The following is a 17,586-nucleotide window of genomic DNA, read 5'->3' on the forward strand; positions in this document are numbered from 1 at the left end:
TTCAGCGCCCAAGACCCCCACCCTGCGCCAATCTCTCGCGCAGGCTCTTCGGCCGGATATCGGTCCAGTTTTGTTCGATGTACTCCAGGCAGGCGGCACGGTCCGCTTCACCAAATACAACCCGCCAGCCATCAGGCACATCGGCGAAAGCCGGCCATAGGCTGTGCTGCTCCTCGTCGTTGACCAAGACGAAAAAGCTTCCCTTGTCATCATCGAATGGATTGATGCTCACGCTTTCTCCAGGTTGCTTCGGTGGACATCGCAAACATACGGCTGAATTTATAGCGGCGTAGCGGGTTTCACAAAGTTCTAATCTTCGCAACTTTGACACATCGTTGCTTACTACCGCAACTAATTAGCCACAATATCGGTATGAATGTATTTATCCAGGTCAAGTATGGTTAGATAGATCTCTAGTTGTTGCGATGAACGCGCATATGAGTATACCAAGTCTGAGCACGCCACGTGAGGCGAGCGCGGGGCCGTCAGCGAGAGCAATCAAGTGACCACCGGTTCGCCTATCGTCCAGCAAAGTATGATACTAGAACTGGAGACGCACGTTACCTAATATTGAGGCTTGCTGCGCGTCTTAATCAAGTAACTTGAAGAAGTAGCCCACAGCTCGATATTTGGATGTTTTTCGAGTTCAGGTAACAGGTCGGGCCATTCCGTTACATTGCGCGCTGCGCCGAGAGTGTTACAACCTGGGGCGTATCGAATGAACTCGCCGCGACCTGAATTCTGATTCAGCCGAGAACTGATGGGGCAGAAGCCGCCCTAGCAACAGAATGTGACGGAGTATCGGGTACCTGGAAGTAAATGTGGTGACAAACCACTACGAATTAAGTTCTCGTCTATAAGAAATACCGAAGATATCCATGGCAGTTTGGCCACCTCAGCGGCTCCAGTCGGTGCTGCAACAAATTCCACGAAAAACATTGTTATGCGGGCATCGCCAGAAATATCCTGTGGCCGCGAAGATCGTCCATACCCGCACCGATTACACCGAGCACAGCATCCTCACAGCGTTCCTCGTCGCACATCGCCAAAAGTGTGCGGAAGCCGCGCGCGAGACCGCTTTGACCAACGATGAGAGCGCCCGAGAAGACGATATTTTCATGCGGACCGCGCAGCCCCGGCCCATGGCGAGCCCGCTACCGAAATAGTTCAGTCGCCGAGGTGCTCGGGACGGGCTTGCGTTCCCTCGATGGGCGACGATCCGGCTGGCATCAGCATGACAAACACCGGTAGTCGCACCACGGCACCATTAAGGATCGGCAGCCGGATCGCGACGGAGACGACCTCCAGCTCGAGGCGCTTACCCCGCCGAGTCTCCATCTCCAAGCGCCCGGGTAACTGCCTGGGCGTCGCGAGCCAGTCCAGACCGCGCTCTATCGACTCGACGACGTTCATGCTTTGACTATACCCACTCGACGATGAAAATCCTTGTCGGAAGACGAATCTGCCGCAAGGCCTATGCCTTGGTGAAGCTGTACATCCGATACTCCACCGCTCCCCCGCTCCGTAGGTCCTCGTAAGCACGCTGAGCCGGCGCAAACCTGCGAACCAACCCGCGCAAGAGTCTGGGCGTAGCGCGATCGATCACGTACCGCCAGCGCTCCAGGTTCTTCTCCATCCCGCGCCGGACCTCGACATTGATCCCCCGCTCGGACACCATCCGTAGCGGCGCGTTCGCGAGCGCCACCTTCCACCCAGCGACATCCTGAGCGCTGCGCGCATCTGCGTACAGAAAATGTCCGCCCGGACGAAGCACGCGCGCCACCTCGGTGAGAAACACCGGAAATTGGGGATACAGGTGCGACGACTCGATATTGATCACCGCATCGAAGGACTGATCGGTGAATGGCAGGTTCTGCGCATCTCCGTGCGTGAACTCCAGGCCCGGAAGATTGTGCCGTTTGCGACAGAACTCGATACCGTCCGGATTGAGATCCAGCCCCGTGTAGGACGTCGGATGCAATGTGCGTACGAGGTAGGAAGCTCCGCCGCCGTGTCCACAACCGACCTCCAGCACCCGCCTACCGTCGAGCTCCGTCTGGGTAGCGGTGCTGTGGTAGAGCTGAATGGAATACCGATCGGGCTCATCGGAAGCCGACAACGGCACATCCATCGCCGGATCCTCTTCGTAGCCGTAATTGAGGAACACGACGTTCTCTGTTTCGAGCTTACGGGTGGCATGCCGGTAGATGAACTTCTGCACCGCCTGAGTGAACTGAGCGTTCAGCTTGAAGATGACCCAATCTCGCGACTTCCGAACCGGATGACTGCGCACCATAGACGAATTATGGCAGAGTTCTGAGTTTCAGGCTGGCTTATCGAACTCCGAACTGCCTTGCGACAGTTGGAGAACCAGAGATAATGACTCAGTTATTCGGTCCACCAACGCGACAACGACTGAAGGGCCAGGAACGGAATGAAGTTTGCGCTGGCGTGCTACGGCACTCGCGGCGACGTCGAGCCCTCCGTCAGCGTCGGATGCGAGCTGACCCGACGAGGACACGACGTCTGCGTGGCTGTCCCCCCGGACCTCGTCACCTTCGCGGAGTCGGCTGGACTGGCCGCGGTTCCCTATGGCCCGGAACTACAGGATTTCCTACAGGACGAGTTCCTCCGGAATTTCTGGACTCAGTTGGTACGCAACCCCGTCGGTACGCTGCGTGAGCTTTGGGCGCCGATTGCCCGGTACTGGAGTGACACCAGCGCGACGCTCACCTCGGTGACAGACGGGGCTGATCTGTTGTCGACAGGACTCAACTTCGAGCAATCGGCCGCCAACGTGGCCGAGTATTTCGACATCCCCCTGATGATGCTGCACCACTTCCCGATGCGACCCAACGGTCAACTGCTTCCGATGCTTCCGGCACCGCTCGTACGATCGGGCGGAATGCTCTCCGAATGGCTGCTGTGGCGCGCCACGAAGGACGCCGAGGACACGCAGCGACGCGAGCTCGGCTTACCCGAGGCCACCGGACCCTCGCCGCGTCGGATCGCCCGCAGCGCAGCCATCGAAGTACAAGCCTACGACGCGGTCTCCGTTCCCGGACTGGCCAATGAGTGGGCGAAATGGAATGGCAAGCGGCCTTTCGTCGGCGCCCTCACGATGGGTTTATCTACCACCGCCGACCATGAGGTGGCGTCCTGGATCGCCGCGGGGAAACCGCCGATCTGCTTCGCCACCGGCAGCATTCCGCTCGAATCACCGGCCGCCACCATCGAGATGATTAGTTCTGCGTGTGCGGAACTGGGTGAGCGGGCGCTTGTCTGCGCCGGCGGCACCGATTTCGGTGACATCGTCCTACCCGACCATGTCAAGGTCGTGGGCGCCGTCAACTACTCGGCGGTCTTCGCCGCCAGCCGAGCCGTTGTTCATCACGGAGGTTCGGGCACCACGGCCGCGAGTCTGCGAGCCGGTACCCCCACGCTGATTCTGTGGAGCACTGCCGATCAGCCGTACTGGGGAAACCAGCTCGGCAGGTTGAAAGTCGGTGCTGCTCGCCGGTTCTCGGCGACCAATCAAAAAACACTGGTGGCCGATCTGCGTCGTATCCTGGTGCCCGAGTACGCGGCGGCCGCCCGAGAGTTGGCGACTCGGATGACCAGCCCTGAGGAAAGCGTCACCAAGGCCGCAGATCTCTTCGAGGCCGCCGCCCGCGGTAAGGCAAGTAAGAAATGACCCTTACTGCGGTGGTTTGATAATCAGACCCTGGCCGGTCGGCAAGGCCACGATGTATACGCCCAAATCGCGCGCCACCTCATCCATGGCAATACGCTGTTCGTCGCGACCGCGATTCGCGTAGTCGTCCAGGAGCACAAATGCTCCTGGTGAAAGTCGCGGCCAGAAGTATCGCAGTGTCGCGACTTCGGGTGGTGCGCAGTTCATGTCGATATGCAGGAATGCCACCGCATCGGCGTGGACTTCCTCAAGCGTTTCGGGAACTGCTCCAGCGATGACGCGCTGGTTCTTCCACTGCGCAAAGTTCGCCTTGACGCTGTCCACGGAGCTCACGTACATGCCGTTGCGTACGAGTTCCTCGCTCTTCTCGAGCGCCCCCGAGTCGCGTTCACCCGCGCTGACGAAGCGCGGGTCGAGTCCGGCGAACGTGTCGAGGAGATAAAAGGTCTTCCCCAGCCGATCCCAATCGAGGTACTCCATGATGGCGCTGCTCAAAAAGCCGTAGCTGACGCCACATTCGACGAAGTCACCCTTCACCTTGCTCGCACTGGCAGCCGCCCACAGCCCGACATGTACGCGCCAATGCCACTGATACCAGTCGGTGCCACCGAGCGCGCGGACACCGCGCTGGTATGCACGCTGGAACGCCGGGTCATCGAGGAATGCGTGATTGTTGAAACAAATCAGCGCATCGTTCGAATAGACGTTGGGCAGGAGCGTGCGCGCAAGCCAATATTCCTTGCGAACCGCCCACAGCCAAATACGGGTACGGAGCGTTAGCTCATCTGCCACAGCGGAAACGATAGCATCCGTCGTCAGGTTGGAGATGAGAAAAGCGCGTGGCGAATCGATTCAATCACGTCGAATAGCTATGGCTCACAAGCTGATCGATGCCATATCCGGCCCTCACACCGCATCGCGCTCCACCGGCGCCGCTGGCGCGGTGTCTACCTCTGCGGGACGTTTTCGGTTCAGTCGAGACTTCAGCGAGATCGCTTGCTTTTCCACCACAAACCAACTGAAGGCCGCTAGCGGCACGGTGGCCGCCGTGGCAATAGCGAAGAACAGCAACAGATTCAGACTACCCAGTCCCATGACGACCAGTAGCTGTTGCACGGGATAGGCATAGATGTACGTACCGTAAGACAGGTCGTTGCGCAGGTTCAGTCGTGGATTGTGGATGAGCGAGCCCGACACTATGACCGCATACGCCAACGGCAAAGCCGCGATATCCCGATAGTTCTCCAACAGTCCGGAAGCCAGCACGATCACGACGCTCACCGCAACGAGCGACCAGCGCGCGGGAATGACGTCTTTGTACTGGTTCAGCAGGGCTCCTGCCGCGAACATGACAGCGAACCGTGCCACCATCTGCGCGATAGAAGTCGCCGCGAAGACCGGGTACGAGAGATACGCCGTGGCACAAAGGAATAGCACGAAGGCTGCGGGAACAACCCATCGCCGCTTCAGGAGTCCGACGACGCCCAGCACTGCCACCGCGATGTAGCAGATCATCTCGAAGACAAGCGTCCAGATTGACCCGTTCCACACGCCCGGCCATGGGACACCGCGCGGGGTGCCATCGACACCGGCGTAGTACACGTTCAGTAGGCCATTGTTGATGACGTACTCGACCGGCTTGTGCGACGAGAACAACGCCGAGACCGAGCCGCCCTGGATGAGGACACTGATCGGGGCTATGACGAACGCGATGATCAGTAGACACACCCACAGCCCCGGGAAGATGCGAAGGCCACGGGCAATCGCGAAGTCACGAAGCTTGGGTTTGCGCAGCCAGCTCGCGGTGATGAGAAAGCCCGATATCGCAAAGAAGCCGTCGACGCCGACCTGTTCGATGAGTTGCTCGAATGGGCGATAGGTGATCGTTCGACCGGTCAGCGGCCAGGAGTGCCAGAAGATGACGCTGACCGCCAGGATCAACCGCCATGCGTTGAGCGCATTGTTTCTCGGGTCGAATACCTGGCCGAGCGTCGAGTTTCTCGCTGGCCTCGGCCCCTCGGGCCCACTCACGCGGAACACCTTGAGCGAGCAAACTGCTCCATGGCATCAGCGGCGGCCTCCGCGCTCTCACCCGGTTTGGTCATTCCGTTGGCGAGCTCGCGAGCCCGGTCAACGTAGTCCGGTGCAAGAATCTGGCGCAGATCCGCAATCAGAGATTCTCGCGTGGTGGTCGAAAAACGCCGCGTGGTACCCACTTTCAGCTTCTTTATCTGTCCACCCCAAAGCGTCTGATTGGCATCCATCGACAAGATCAACGTGGGGACCCCGGCGCGCAGGCTTGCCGCGGTTGTGCCGGACCCCCCGTGATGCACGACCGCCCGGCAGGCCGGAAAGACCGTCGCATAGTTGACTGCTCCCACGACCTTCACGTGGTCGGGAAGCTGCGCATCGCTGAAGTCTGTCCATCCCGCGCCTATCAAGGCCCGCTCTCCCAGCTCCGCGCACGCCGAGCCGATCATCTCGAGTGCGGCAGTGGGGGATTCGACCGGCATACTGCCAAATCCGAAGAAGATTGGCGGCGTCCCGGCAGCGATCCATGAGGCGACGTCACCGTCGGCCTCGGCGGTCAACGCCATGGTCAGCGAGCCGACAAACGGCCGCAAGCCATCCCATTCCTTCCACTCCTCGGCCAGGCCTGGAAAACAGACCTCGTCATAGCCCTGGATCTCCAGGGAGCCGCGCTCGGCGATCCGCTGAGGCGACGGCCGTGAGGCCTTGGGTAGGCGGAGCTCACGCCGCTGCGTGTCCTCCACCTTCTTATTCAGGCGCCAAGCAAACCAATCGAACGCTGTCATCGCCGCACGCCCCAACCGGGACGGCAGGATGGTGACAAGCTGACCGTTCGGCCGCATCGGGATGTGATGAAGTGTGACCAATGGAATGTCATGGTATTCAGCGACATTCGCAGCGGGCTCCTGGTAGCTCTGGCCCGCGAACAACACATCGGCATCCTGGGCCGCGGACATCAGCGTGGTGTTCATCTGCGCCCAGCATTCGTCGCTCAGCTCCCACATCTGACGCCACATCGTCCGAATCTCCCCCACCTTCCAGAAGGTGTGGAAGAAGAACGTCCAGAAATTGCGATACACGTCCAGCCAGGTCTTCGTATCCAACCCGTAGGAAACAGTCTCCAGACCAGCCGACTCCGTGAAGCCGATCAGGTCGGGCGGCACAGCCATGACCACATCGTGTCCCCTGCGCTGTAACTCACGAGCCACGACAACAGAGGGCTCGACATCACCCCGGGTTCCGTAGCTCGCCAGCACAAACTTCATCGCCTCTAACGCCTTTCGGGTATCGCGGTTCAGCGGAGTCGGGCCGCCGTCATTCCTTACGCCAGAACACGCCTGTTCCGTCAATTTCCTTGATCTCGGCGGTTATCCCGTGCTTCGTGCGGTAATCGGTGACGGCCTGTTTGCACGAGTCGAGCGCGTGGTAGTCGTCGATGATGCAAAAGCCCCCGGGAGACAAACGTTCGTAAAGCCCGTCGAGCGCCTGGATTGTGGATTCATAGAGGTCGCCATCAAGCCGCAATACAGCGATTTGTTGAATCGGGGCATCATGCAGCGTGTCTTTGAACCAGCCTGGAACAAATCGAACCTGGTCATCCAACAATCCATAGCGCTGGAAATTAGCCCTGACATTCTTTTCGGTCACCGCCAGGATCGGCGCCGCAAGGTGCAGCCTGTCGCCCTTGTCCGCCTTGTAATGCGCGGTATCCGGCGGAGGTACGCCCTCGAACGAATCGCAGAGCCACACGTTCCGCGTGGTGTCCCCATACGCGGCCAGAACCCCGCGCATCAGGATGGACGCACCACCGCGCCACACACCGCATTCGACCAGGTCGCCAGGCACATCATCGGCAAGCACCGTCTCGACGCACTGCTGCAGACTGGTGAGTCGCTGCATACCGATCATCGTCAGCGCATCCGCCGGCCAATCCAGGCCCAAGTCACGCTTGTGCGCGTCGAACGGACGCTTGCGCACAAGCACGTAGTCGCCAAATTTGAAAAAGGGGCGGTGCAGCCAGTTCCAACCCACTGGCACAAGTTCATCAACTCCGTATCGGGTGAGGTCCTGTCGAAGCAGGCCCAGATAAGCGGATCGAGTGTCGTAATCGGTCACGGTCAAGAACTGCCCCTATCTCGAAATGCTGGTGTCCCGTCCCAGCGCTAACAATAGCCGTCTGTGCGACTCCGTCGACACGTTTCGGACCGGGCTACTCCCCTTGTAGGGGCTGCATTTTCAGCAGAATCTGTCAAGAATTCTTGTGAACGAATGTCGCCAAATATCTGCGGCACGCTGGCGATCGGAGATCCTGCCACCCTTCATTAATATTCAGCCTCATCGGAACACGGCACGGGGTAGCCGCTTCGACTCTTCTGCGCGATGAATCACGACTACGGAGTCGAACACCTCGATCCGGTCGATGATGGTGGCCGCGAACGGCACCTCGACTGTCTCAAGCCGCTTGGGATGGTCCTCCATGATCTGGTAGACCGAGCTCATCTCCATATAATGAGCGTGCATAGCGTCCATCAGCCATTTGGTGAAATCGATGAACGATTGGCGCTGGTCACGATAGATCGTCCAGTAGTTCGCGCAGACGTCCTCCACGATGTAGACCCCGCCGGGCCGCAGGCGCGGAAATAGATACCTGAACGACCCGATCATCTGTTTCGGGGTGTGGCCACCATCATCGAGGACGGCGTCGAACGGGCCGAACTCCTCGACCACCGTACCGAGAAAGTGCGGATCGGTCTGATCACCGATCCGCACGTGGATACCGCGCCCCGGATCGTCGTGCTGCGCAGACTTGGGGCTGATGTCCAGGCCCACAATGGTGGCCTGAGGCAGGTGTTCCCGCCACATCTGTAGGGATCCACCCCGATCCACCCCGATCTCGAGCATTCGCTCGATCCCGGTGAGCGCACGCTGGTAGATGGGCAGGTAATGACGCAGCTTGTGGACGTTATCGGTGTTCTCGAAGATCCTCCCGATGGGGGTTTCCGCCGGTGCCGAGTTGTCGGCCCGCATCGAGACCGTCCTGGCCAGGTCCGGCCCCAGCGCACCGAGCATTCGACGGCGGGACCCGTACGGATAACGCCGCGCAATGAACGGGGGTTTGCGCTGCAGTGCCAGACGGAAGAGCGGCATGATCACGAGATCCTTTGCTGTCCTTTGATGTTCGAAGAACATCGCCCATTCTCAGAATCCCGAAATGCCATGCGAATCAGCCTACCGACATATCCATGGCGACACCTGTGCGCTAACTGTCCTCGCGCGGCGATAGAGCCCGCTCTCGCGGCGCGAGGCTATCCGAACCCGCGGGCCCCGCACGCGTCGCTGCCTGATCGGCATGCTTGCGTTTGAGGCGCGACTTGAGCGCGAGGGCACGCTTCTCGACCAGGAACCAACTGAATGCGGCGGGCACCAACGTCGCACCCGCCGAAACTATAAAGAAAACAAACGGATTCAGGCTGGCGAGGCCTGCGACAGCTAAGAACTGCTGCGTCGGCGAGGCATAGATATAGACACCGTATGACAGGTCCGTCTGGATATTCATACGCTTGTTCTTGATCAGCACACCCGAAACGACGACGGCGTAAGCAAGCGGAAGAGCGCCGATGACGCGGTAGTCGGGCAACATGCCCGACGCCAGCACAATCACCACGCTCACCGACACAAGCGACCACCGGGCCGGAATCACATCTCGCCACTGATACAGCAGTGCACCGGCGGAAAACATGATGGCACTGCGCACCGCGAGCTGCGGAATTGTCCACAGCCCAGGGAAGGTCAGCGGCGGCAGGAGAATCGCCGCAATCGTTGCCAGTATCAGTATCACCGGTGCGGTCCAGCGACGGCTAGCGAGCCCGAGCAGCCCCAGCCCCGCTACGGCGATGTAGCACATCACTTCGAATACGAGCGACCACAGGGACGCGTTCCAGATTCCCGGATACGGGATATCGCGCGGCGTCCCACCCACGTCGAACTGGAGCTGAATCAGCGCGCTGTTCTTCAACATGTATTCGATCGGCGCACTGGAGAACAGCAGCCTCGCGGCCGATCCGCCCTGGATCGCAACACTGAGCGGAGCGATGACAAACGCCGTTACCGCCAGTACCACGTAGTACCCGGGCAGGATGCGCAGGGCTCGCGCGATGAAGTAGTCGCGCGAGCTGGGATTACGGAGCCAACTAGCAGTGATCAGAAATCCCGAAAGAGCAAAGAATCCGTCAACTCCTACCGAAAACAGCAGTTGAAGTATCGCCTTGGATTCCACCACGTGACCCGTGAGCGGAAACGAGTGAAAAAGGATCACCTCTGTCGCCAAGGCGAGCCGACATGCGTTCAGCGCGTTGTTTCGCGGATCGAATACAGAACCGAGCTTCATGCGCCTCCACCACTCTTCGCCGGAAGCGTCATCGTATCGTCATCTCAGTTCGAGATCAGGCTTTCCGGTGTTTCCACATGTAGTTGGAAAACATTGTCACAACTGATGATTCATATTCGCGACAGGGTTTCTCGCCACCAGACCACAGTGGGGCGGCGATGTGCTCAAAAGCGATTCGGGCAGTCCTTGTCGATCCATTCCAGAAGTGCGTGCAGGCCATCCTCGAGCGTCCACTTCGGGCTCCACGCGAGCTGCTCGATTGCCGGCTCGACGTCACAGCTCGCGGCGCGCACATCGCCATCCCGAAACTTCCCGACAACGGTGGGCTCGGGCGCCGCACAGATGTCCGCAACCTTACGAGCCAACTCATGAATGGTTGTCGCAGTGCCAGAACCGATGTCGAGAGTGCGTCGCTCGACTGCGGGTGTGTGAACCGCGGCAAAGAGCGCATCGACAACATCGTCGATGAAGACGAAATCGCGAACTATCCGTCCATCCTCGTACACCTCCAAGGACTGCTTCTCGCGTGCCAGACGCGCGAAGAGCGTGACGATTCCGGTGTACGAGTTGGTGAGTGACTGACCGGGCCCATACACATTCTGCAGACGCAGAACGCTGAGGTTGGTGTCATGAGCGGCCGCCCAGGAAGCCAACAGATGTTCTTGGGCAAGTTTCGTACCCGCATAGATATTGGTGGGCCGGGGCTCGGTCCTACTGGCGCAGCTGGCGAGCGGCTCCGAAGGCTCACCGGTGGGACCCTTCGGATCCCACTGGCCGGCAAGTAGCTGGGCATGGCTGCGCGGGTGTGGGTAGAAGACTTCTGCACCGGACCGCCAGGCACCTTCGCCGTACACCGCGCGCGATGATGCAAGTACCAGCTGGTCGGGCACAAACGCCGTACGGCTCAGGGCATCAAGGAGTTGGGTGGTACCCACCACATTGACCGAGCCGTGACGCGTCGCTTCCGAAAGCGACTGCGCGGTACCCGTCTCCGCAGCCAAATGGACAACCTGCGCGGGTTCGAACAACCGCAGCACGGCATCCCAGTCGGGGGCATGGGTCACGTCACCCGTGAACAGCCGCACCGATGGCGGGAGGTCGATGTCCCGGCCCCTGGCATGCACCTGAGGATGTAGGACGTCCATCACCGCGACGTCGTATCCCGCCTGCACGAGGCGGTTGGATAGCGCGGATCCAATGAATCCCGCTCCACCAGAGATGAGTACAGATGTCGACAAAGCCGATTCCTCCCGTTCTTTACGGACCAGCCAGGTAACCGGCACGCACCGGTAATGCGTTCCGGGTCAATGATATCGATGGTCCAGATGACATCGCGCGGGGTTCTTCCCGCATGGACTGCCGCGCGACGACAACTGACCTAAACACGAGCAGCCCGCTCCTCCAAAAGGTCAGCTGCCTTGCCCACACTCTCGTACGGCTTGGACATGTGGGGAGCGATCTCCCGAGCCCGAACCGCATAGTCGGGGCTGAGGATCTCCCGCAGGTCCGAGACCAAGGTGTCCCGGGAAGTGGTCGAAAAGCGCCGAGAGGCGCCCACTTTCATGCGCTTGAGCTGATTTCCCCAGAATGGCTGATCACCGACGGTCCACAGGATCAAGGTAGGTACTCCGGCGCGCAGGCTCGCGGCCGTGGTGCCCGACCCACCGTGGTGAACAATCGCCCGACTCACCGGAAAGACTGCCGCATAGTTCACCACGCCGACCACCTTGACGTGCTCGGGTGGACGCACGGCGCTGAAGTCGGTGGCGCCGGCGCACACCAACGCACGCTCCCCCAATTCCGCGCACGCTGAACCGATCATCTCGACGGTCTCCGCCGGAGATTCCACCGGAATGCTTCCCGAGGCGAAACAGATAGGCGGTGGACCGGCGGCAATCCAGGACATGACCTCGTCATCGGCCGCAGTGGTCAACTCCATGGTCAGTGCCCCCACGAAAGGCCTTCGCTCGCCGTACTTCGCCCACTCATCTGCCAGCCCGCGGAAGCAAATACGGTCGTAGGCCTGGATTTCCAGTGAGCCACGCTGCCCGATCCGCCGCGGCGAAGGGCTTGTCGCCTTCGGTAAACCCAGCTCGCGACGTTGCGCATCCTCCGCCCTCTTGGTCACACGCCAGGTCAACCAGTCGTAGGCGGTCATCGCTGTGCGGGTCACCGGCGGCGGCAGGACAGGAAAGAGCTGACCATTGGGGCGCCACGGCATGGTGTGTAAGGCAACCAGCGGGATTCCGTAGAACTCGGCAACATTGGCGGCCGGCTCCTCATAGCCCACACTGGTCGACAGCAGATCCGCCCCTTCGGCCACCGACACAAGGGCCTTACTCATTTCCGACCACTGTTCGGTTACCAGTTTCAGCGCCTGCTGACACAACGCAACCAAATCCTGAACCCTCCAGAAATGACGGGTCCACGACATCCACAGGTCGCGATACTCATCGAGCTGGGGCCCCACCTGGACGCCATAGGGAACTGCCGAGAGCCCGACCGACTCGGCGAAGCCGATCAAGTCTGGCGGCACCGCCATGCGCACTTCATGGCCTCTGCGCTGCAGTTCTCGTCCGACAGCAACGGCAGGTTCGATATCGCCGCGCGTGCCATAACTTGCCATGGCAAATTTCATGACGGTGTCGACCTCCCCGATATGTTAGGTACTCGCAGAATGGCCGTCGGTGTTGCCGGTCATTATTACCGATCTTGTGCTTCTCGGATAGCCTCACGAGGACAGGCATACATCCGTCTCCAAATTCCAGAACATCAATTCAGCTACAGCCGAAAGAATTCCGCTTCGCGGGTTGCCACACTAAAATCGCTATCGCACAGGAATGCGGCAATGCAATACCGGCCGGCCCAGGTTCGGCAGGTCGCACGATATGCATATACGGCTGCGGGCGCGCCGGAACCACCTTGACATACTTTGTCGCCACGCACCGTTCACCAAAGCGGCCCGCATGCCCGCTGCCGGCGTTTGATTCCGTCGGCATTCCGCCTACATACGCGATAGGGTGGCCTACGGGTTGCGCCACGACAATGTACAAATTGTCCCCGCCGCAACCGAACTCGCATTGTCGTCGAGTAGGAGCACACATGCGCGGCATCATTCTCGCGGGCGGTTCGGGCACGCGCCTGCATCCGATAACGACGGGTGTCAGCAAGCAGCTGCTACCGGTGTACGACAAACCGCTGGTCTACTACCCGCTCTCCACGCTGATCATGGCCGGGGTCCGCGACATTCTGGTGATCACCACCCCCTCGGACGCCTCGGCATTCGAGCGACTCCTCGGAGACGGCTCGGCATTCGGCATCAACCTGACCTATGCGGTCCAGCCCAAGCCCGAGGGCCTGGCACAGGCGTTCGTGATCGGAGCCTCGCATATCGGCAACGACACCGCGATGCTCGCCCTGGGTGACAATGTCTTCTACGGGCCCGGCTTGGGCACGAGTTTGCGCCGGTTCGAGAACATCAGCGGTGGAGCCATTTTCGCGTACTGGGTGGCCAACCCGTCGGCATACGGTGTGGTGGAGTTCGATGCCTCCGGCGTCCCATTGTCCCTGGAAGAAAAGCCCGCGACGCCGAAATCCCACTATGCGGTGCCCGGTCTGTACTTCTATGACAACGACGTCATCGAGATCGCGCGCTCGCTGAAGAAGTCGGCTCGGGGTGAGTACGAGATCACCGAGGTCAACCAGACTTATCTGGACCAGGGACGTCTTTCTGTCGAAGTGCTACCGCGTGGAACCGCGTGGCTGGATACGGGCACCTTCGATTCACTGCTGGACGCGAGCGACTACGTGCGCACCATCGAACGCCGGCAGGGCCTGAAGATAGGCGTACCGGAAGAAATTGCGTGGCGCGCAGGTTTCATCAATGACGACCAGCTCGCTGCGCGCGCTCAGGAGCTGCTCAAGTCTGGATACGGAAGTTACCTACTTGAGCTCTTGCAGCGGAAATAACCCGATCCTCTGGTCGTCGGTAACGCAATGGACGGTGAGACGTATAAATAGTCATGGGTCTGAGAACACCCTGGGCCTTGAGTTTCAGTGAATACGTAAAGTTGATGTGGTCGGTACGAGGAGGCAATTGAGAACATGAACAAAAAGTCATTGACGAAGATTGCGGCGGTGGTAGGCGGTGCCACGCTGGCGTTGAGCGCCGGCGCAGGGCTCGCATCCGCCGACCCCGTTACAGACGAGATGGTGAATAGCACCTGTACGTACGATCAGGCGAACGCGGCACTGCACGCGGAGAACCCAATGGCCGCGGAGTACTTCGACGCGTCGCCACCCAACCAGCAGTTCATGCGAGAGTTCCTCGGTGCGCCGAAAGACAAGCGGATCAGCATGATCAACCAGGTGAGGGGCAATCAGGGGATCGAGTACGTTATCCCCGTCTTCCAGCAGATGGTGCGCAGCTGCCACAAGTACTGAGTCTTCATACGCAAGGGCCGGGCCGAGGTGAACTCGCACCCGGCCTTTTGCGTATGCGCCGCGTCAGGCACAGAATCAGTTGAACGACAACATGATTAGTCGTTGAATTTCGGCAGTTCCGTGGTCGGCTCGTCATCGTCGAGGCGGCCCGGGGCAGGCGCCGCCGGACGCGCACCCACCGGCGCAAGCAGCGCACTCGGCGGACGCGGCCGCACTCGCTGCGGCCACCAGAACCACCGGCCCAGAAGAGCAGCGATTGCCGGCGTCATAAACGAACGGACGATCAACGTATCGAACAACAGGCCCAGCCCGATCGTGGTTCCAATCTGACCGATGATCTGCAGATCACTGACCACCATCGAGGCCATGGTGGCCGCGAACACCAATCCGGCTGAGGTGACGACCTTTCCGGTGCCACCCATCGCGCGGATGATGCCCGTGTTCAGCCCCGCGCCCAGCTCTTCTTTCATACGAGAGACCAGCAGCAGGTTGTAATCGGATCCGACCGCCAAAAGGATGATCACGGACATCGCCAGCACCATCCAGTGCAGATTGATGCCAAGGATGTACTGCCACAGCAGAACGGACATGCCAAAGGACGCGCCCAAGGAGAGGGCCACCGTTCCGACGATCACCAAGGCCGCGATGAAGCTTCGGGTGGTGATGAGCATGATGATGAAAACCAGGCAGATCGCCGCGATGCCCGCGATCAGCAGGTCGTACGTGGAGCCGTCTTTCCAGTCCTTTGCGGTCGACGCGGCGCCGGCCAGATAGATCTTGCCGCCCACCAGTGGCGTTCCCTTGAGTGCCTCTTCTGCCGCGTTCCGAATCTGCTCGATCCGCGTGATGCCCTCCGGCGACATCGGATCACCGTTATGAGAGATGATGAACCGCACCGTCTTTCCATCCGGCGACAGGAACGAACTCATCGCGCGCTGGAAGTCCGGGTTCTTGAACACCTCTGGAGGCAGGAAGAACGAATCGTCGTTCTTGGAGGCGTCGAATGCCTGCCCCATGGCCATCACGTCATTGGTGGATTCGTCCATCGAAGCGAACTGCCCGGACATGGTGGCGTACATGGTGAGTACCGAGGTGCGCATGCTCTGCATGACCGAGATCATCTGAGGGAACTGGACAAGCAGCTGCGGCATGATGGCGTCCAGCTGATCCATGTCCCTGACCAGAACCATCAGCCCGTCATCGAGCGCGTCGACCGCGTCCATCGCATCGAAGATCGATCGAAGCGAGAAGCAGATCGGGATATCGAAACAGTGCTTCTCCCAATAGAAATAGTTGCGTATCGGCCGAAGGAAGTCATCGAACAGCGCGATGCTGCCCCGCAAGTCGTCGGTCAGCTGCTGCACCTCGTGGGTATGGCCCGTCATGCGGTGCGTGGTCTCGGACATCTGCTTCATCACGAGGTACGTGCGCTGCATCGTCGCGATCATCTTCGACATGTCGTCGGCCTGCTTTTGCATGTCGGCGATGCGCTTCTTCTGGAAACGGGTCGCCTGCACCTGGCCGGCGCTTTGCAAGCTGAGCAGGAAGGGCACCGATGTGTTGGCGATCGGAGTTCCCTCGGGCCGGGTGATCCCCTGCACCCGCGAGACTCCCCGCACCTTGAAAATGGCCTTCGCCACCTTGTTCAGCACCAGGAAGTCGGCCGGGTTCCGAAGGTCCCGATCGGTTTCGATCAACAACACATCGGGCGTCAGTCGCGACTCGGAGAAGTGACGTTGCGCGGCAGCGAATCCCTGATTGGCCGGGATATCCCCGGAGATGTACAGCCGGTCGTTGTAGCTCGTCTTGTATCCCGGCAGCGTGGACAACCCGACCAGTGCCACGGCCAGTGAGGCGACCAGGATCGGTGCGGGCCAGCGGACAATGGCCGTACCGAGCCCACGCCACCGCTGAACCCGCAGCTTGCGCTTGGGTTCAAGCAGTCCGAATCGGCTGGCCACCGCAATACCCGCGGGTACCAGGGTCACCGCGACCGCGACGGCCGTCAGCATTCCGATGGCACAGGGGATTCCCATGGTCTGGAAATAGGGCAGCCGCGTGAAATGTAGACACAGAATGGCTCCGGCGATGGTCAGTCCGGAAGCCAGGACGACGGGAGCCACACTGCGATATGTGGTGTAGTAGGCCGTTTCCCGGTCCTCACCGGCCTGGCGTGCCTCTTGATAACGACCGAAGAAGAAGATCCCGTAATCGGTGCCTGCGGCGATGCTCAAGAAGACCAGCATGTTGACGGCGAACGTCGACAACACGAAAACATCGTGGTAGCCCAGGAACGCCACAATGCCTCTGGCCGCGGCTAATTCGACACCCACCATGATCAGCAGCAGGATCACGGTGACAACAGAGCGATAGAGGATCAACAACAGCGTGAAGATGATGACCACGGTGACCGCGGTGATCTTCAGAATCGATTTGTTGCCGGCATGCTGCATGTCCGAAGCGAGCGGCGCCGCACCGGCCACGTAGACCTTCACATCGGTGGGAGCCGAAGGCAGTGTCCGATTGACGATTTCGCGGATCGCGGCCACTGATTCGTCACCCATGGCGGTGCCCTGATTGCCGACGAGATTCAGCTGCACATATGCGGCCTTTTCATCGGGACTCTGCACACTCGACGATGTCAGTCGATCTCCCCATAGATCCTGCACGTGCTCTACGTGTTTGGGATCGTTACGCAGCTCGCGGATCAGTCCGGCGTAGTACGTATGCGCGTCCTCGCCGAGTGGGTCCTTCCCCTCGAGCACGATCATCGCGGAGCTGTCCGAGTTCGATTCGTTGAAGTCCTTGCCCATGCGCATGATGGCCTTGACGGCCGGCGCGTCTTGGGGCATCAGCGATACCGAACGCTCTTCTGCGACGTTCTCCAATGCCGGAATCGCCTTGGTCAAGTCCCAATTGACCGATGCCAGCGTCGTATACAGAATCAGCGCCAGCCAGCCCAGGATGATCAGGGGCGACAGGTTTCGTATGGTTCGCGCGATGAACGGGCGCGACTTCTCGGTACTCATGC

At 60.1% G+C, this 17,586-nt stretch carries 16 protein-coding genes; 4 read left to right on the forward strand and 12 right to left on the reverse strand.

Annotation, left to right across the window (positions count from 1 at the left end):
* Position 1: 1 nt before the first annotated feature.
* A complete protein-coding gene (locus RHO23_RS17325) occupies positions 2-232 on the reverse strand; it encodes an MbtH family protein (protein WP_005062145.1) in 231 nt (76 codons plus the stop codon).
* 646 nt (positions 233-878) lie between these two features.
* Here RHO23_RS17325 and RHO23_RS17330 point away from each other — a divergent pair.
* On the forward strand, positions 879-1,166 hold the full coding sequence (locus RHO23_RS17330; protein ID WP_423488089.1) for a hypothetical protein: 288 nt from the start codon (positions 879-881) through the stop codon (positions 1,164-1,166).
* Position 1,167: 1 nt separating this feature from the next.
* Here the strand turns inward: RHO23_RS17330 and RHO23_RS17335 are convergent, their stop codons facing one another.
* Positions 1,168-1,413 carry a hypothetical protein gene (locus RHO23_RS17335; protein ID WP_078321457.1) on the reverse strand — a complete coding sequence of 82 codons (246 nt, stop codon included), beginning with the start codon at positions 1,411-1,413 and terminating at the stop codon, positions 1,168-1,170.
* Positions 1,414-1,474: 61 nt separating this feature from the next.
* Positions 1,475-2,254 carry a fatty-acid O-methyltransferase Mtf2 gene (mtf2, locus tag RHO23_RS17340; protein WP_030096379.1) on the reverse strand — a complete coding sequence of 260 codons (780 nt, stop codon included), beginning with the start codon at positions 2,252-2,254 and terminating at the stop codon, positions 1,475-1,477.
* A gap of 180 nt (positions 2,255-2,434) precedes the next feature.
* Between mtf2 and RHO23_RS17345 the strand changes: the two genes are divergently transcribed.
* Positions 2,435-3,694, forward strand: a complete 1,260-nt coding sequence (locus tag RHO23_RS17345) for a glycosyltransferase (RefSeq protein ID WP_264920316.1) — start codon at positions 2,435-2,437, stop codon at positions 3,692-3,694.
* 3 nt (positions 3,695-3,697) lie between these two features.
* On the opposite strand, the gene RHO23_RS17350 is transcribed toward RHO23_RS17345, so the two are convergent.
* The 8 genes from RHO23_RS17350 to RHO23_RS17385 all read right to left on the reverse strand — a co-directional run bounded on the left by RHO23_RS17350 (position 3,698) and on the right by RHO23_RS17385 (position 12,750).
* Complete coding sequence (locus RHO23_RS17350) at positions 3,698-4,486, reverse strand: TylF/MycF/NovP-related O-methyltransferase (protein WP_030096377.1); 789 nt, start codon at positions 4,484-4,486, stop codon at positions 3,698-3,700.
* A gap of 114 nt (positions 4,487-4,600) precedes the next feature.
* The gene (locus RHO23_RS17355; protein ID WP_046256033.1) at positions 4,601-5,725 is read right to left on the reverse strand and encodes an acyltransferase family protein; all 1,125 of its coding nucleotides are present in this window, start codon (positions 5,723-5,725) and stop codon (positions 4,601-4,603) included.
* A complete protein-coding gene (locus tag RHO23_RS17360; RefSeq protein WP_057968086.1) occupies positions 5,722-6,990 on the reverse strand; it encodes a glycosyltransferase in 1,269 nt (422 codons plus the stop codon). The genes RHO23_RS17355 and RHO23_RS17360 overlap by 4 nt, the downstream gene beginning before the upstream one ends.
* Before the next feature lie 49 nt (positions 6,991-7,039).
* Positions 7,040-7,840: a TylF/MycF/NovP-related O-methyltransferase gene (locus tag RHO23_RS17365; protein WP_030096374.1), complete on the reverse strand. Its 801-nt coding sequence runs from the start codon at positions 7,838-7,840 to the stop codon at positions 7,040-7,042.
* A gap of 219 nt (positions 7,841-8,059) precedes the next feature.
* The gene (locus RHO23_RS17370) at positions 8,060-8,794 is read right to left on the reverse strand and encodes a class I SAM-dependent methyltransferase (protein WP_064410442.1); all 735 of its coding nucleotides are present in this window, start codon (positions 8,792-8,794) and stop codon (positions 8,060-8,062) included.
* A 190-nt stretch (positions 8,795-8,984) separates the two neighbouring features.
* Positions 8,985-10,112 (reverse strand): acyltransferase family protein, encoded by a 1,128-nt coding sequence (locus tag RHO23_RS17375; protein ID WP_030096372.1) that lies wholly within the window; start codon positions 10,110-10,112, stop codon positions 8,985-8,987.
* 164 nt (positions 10,113-10,276) lie between these two features.
* Positions 10,277-11,350: an NAD-dependent epimerase/dehydratase family protein gene (locus tag RHO23_RS17380; protein WP_423488090.1), complete on the reverse strand. Its 1,074-nt coding sequence runs from the start codon at positions 11,348-11,350 to the stop codon at positions 10,277-10,279.
* 140 nt (positions 11,351-11,490) lie between these two features.
* Positions 11,491-12,750, reverse strand: a complete 1,260-nt coding sequence (locus tag RHO23_RS17385; protein ID WP_064409654.1) for a glycosyltransferase — start codon at positions 12,748-12,750, stop codon at positions 11,491-11,493.
* 464 nt (positions 12,751-13,214) lie between these two features.
* On the opposite strand from RHO23_RS17385, the gene rfbA reads away from it, so the two are divergent.
* On the forward strand, positions 13,215-14,081 hold the full coding sequence (gene rfbA / locus RHO23_RS17390; protein ID WP_064409655.1) for a glucose-1-phosphate thymidylyltransferase RfbA: 867 nt from the start codon (positions 13,215-13,217) through the stop codon (positions 14,079-14,081).
* Between the two features lie 135 nt (positions 14,082-14,216).
* Entirely contained in the window at positions 14,217-14,555 is a 339-nt protein-coding gene (locus tag RHO23_RS17395; protein WP_030096368.1) for a hemophore-related protein, read from the forward strand.
* Positions 14,556-14,650: 95 nt separating this feature from the next.
* Here the strand turns inward: RHO23_RS17395 and RHO23_RS17400 are convergent, their stop codons facing one another.
* Positions 14,651-17,584: an RND family transporter gene (locus RHO23_RS17400; protein ID WP_064409656.1), complete on the reverse strand. Its 2,934-nt coding sequence runs from the start codon at positions 17,582-17,584 to the stop codon at positions 14,651-14,653.
* Positions 17,585-17,586 lie beyond the last annotated feature (2 nt).

This window comes from Mycobacteroides sp. PCS013, from assembly GCF_049532645.1.
Lineage (GTDB): Bacteria > Actinomycetota > Actinomycetes > Mycobacteriales > Mycobacteriaceae > Mycobacterium > Mycobacterium gwanakae.

Bases quoted from the DNA above. Each gene is read 5' to 3' on its own strand.
- RHO23_RS17370 (WP_064410442.1), bottom strand. From the start codon at position 8,794: ATGCTCGGTGCGCTGGGGCCGGACCTGGCCAGGACGGTCTCGATGCGG.
- RHO23_RS17375 (WP_030096372.1), bottom strand. From the start codon at position 10,112: ATGAAGCTCGGTTCTGTATTCGATCCGCGAAACAACGCGCTGAACGCA.
- rfbA (WP_064409655.1), top strand. From the start codon at position 13,215: ATGCGCGGCATCATTCTCGCGGGCGGTTCGGGCACGCGCCTGCATCCG.
- RHO23_RS17385 (WP_064409654.1), bottom strand. From the start codon at position 12,750: ATGAAATTTGCCATGGCAAGTTATGGCACGCGCGGCGATATCGAACCT.
- RHO23_RS17330 (WP_423488089.1), top strand. From the start codon at position 879: ATGGCAGTTTGGCCACCTCAGCGGCTCCAGTCGGTGCTGCAACAAATT.
- RHO23_RS17335 (WP_078321457.1), bottom strand. From the start codon at position 1,413: ATGAACGTCGTCGAGTCGATAGAGCGCGGTCTGGACTGGCTCGCGACG.
- RHO23_RS17345 (WP_264920316.1), top strand. From the start codon at position 2,435: ATGAAGTTTGCGCTGGCGTGCTACGGCACTCGCGGCGACGTCGAGCCC.
- RHO23_RS17400 (WP_064409656.1), bottom strand. From the start codon at position 17,584: ATGAGTACCGAGAAGTCGCGCCCGTTCATCGCGCGAACCATACGAAAC.
- RHO23_RS17395 (WP_030096368.1), top strand. From the start codon at position 14,217: ATGAACAAAAAGTCATTGACGAAGATTGCGGCGGTGGTAGGCGGTGCC.
- RHO23_RS17360 (WP_057968086.1), bottom strand. From the start codon at position 6,990: ATGAAGTTTGTGCTGGCGAGCTACGGAACCCGGGGTGATGTCGAGCCC.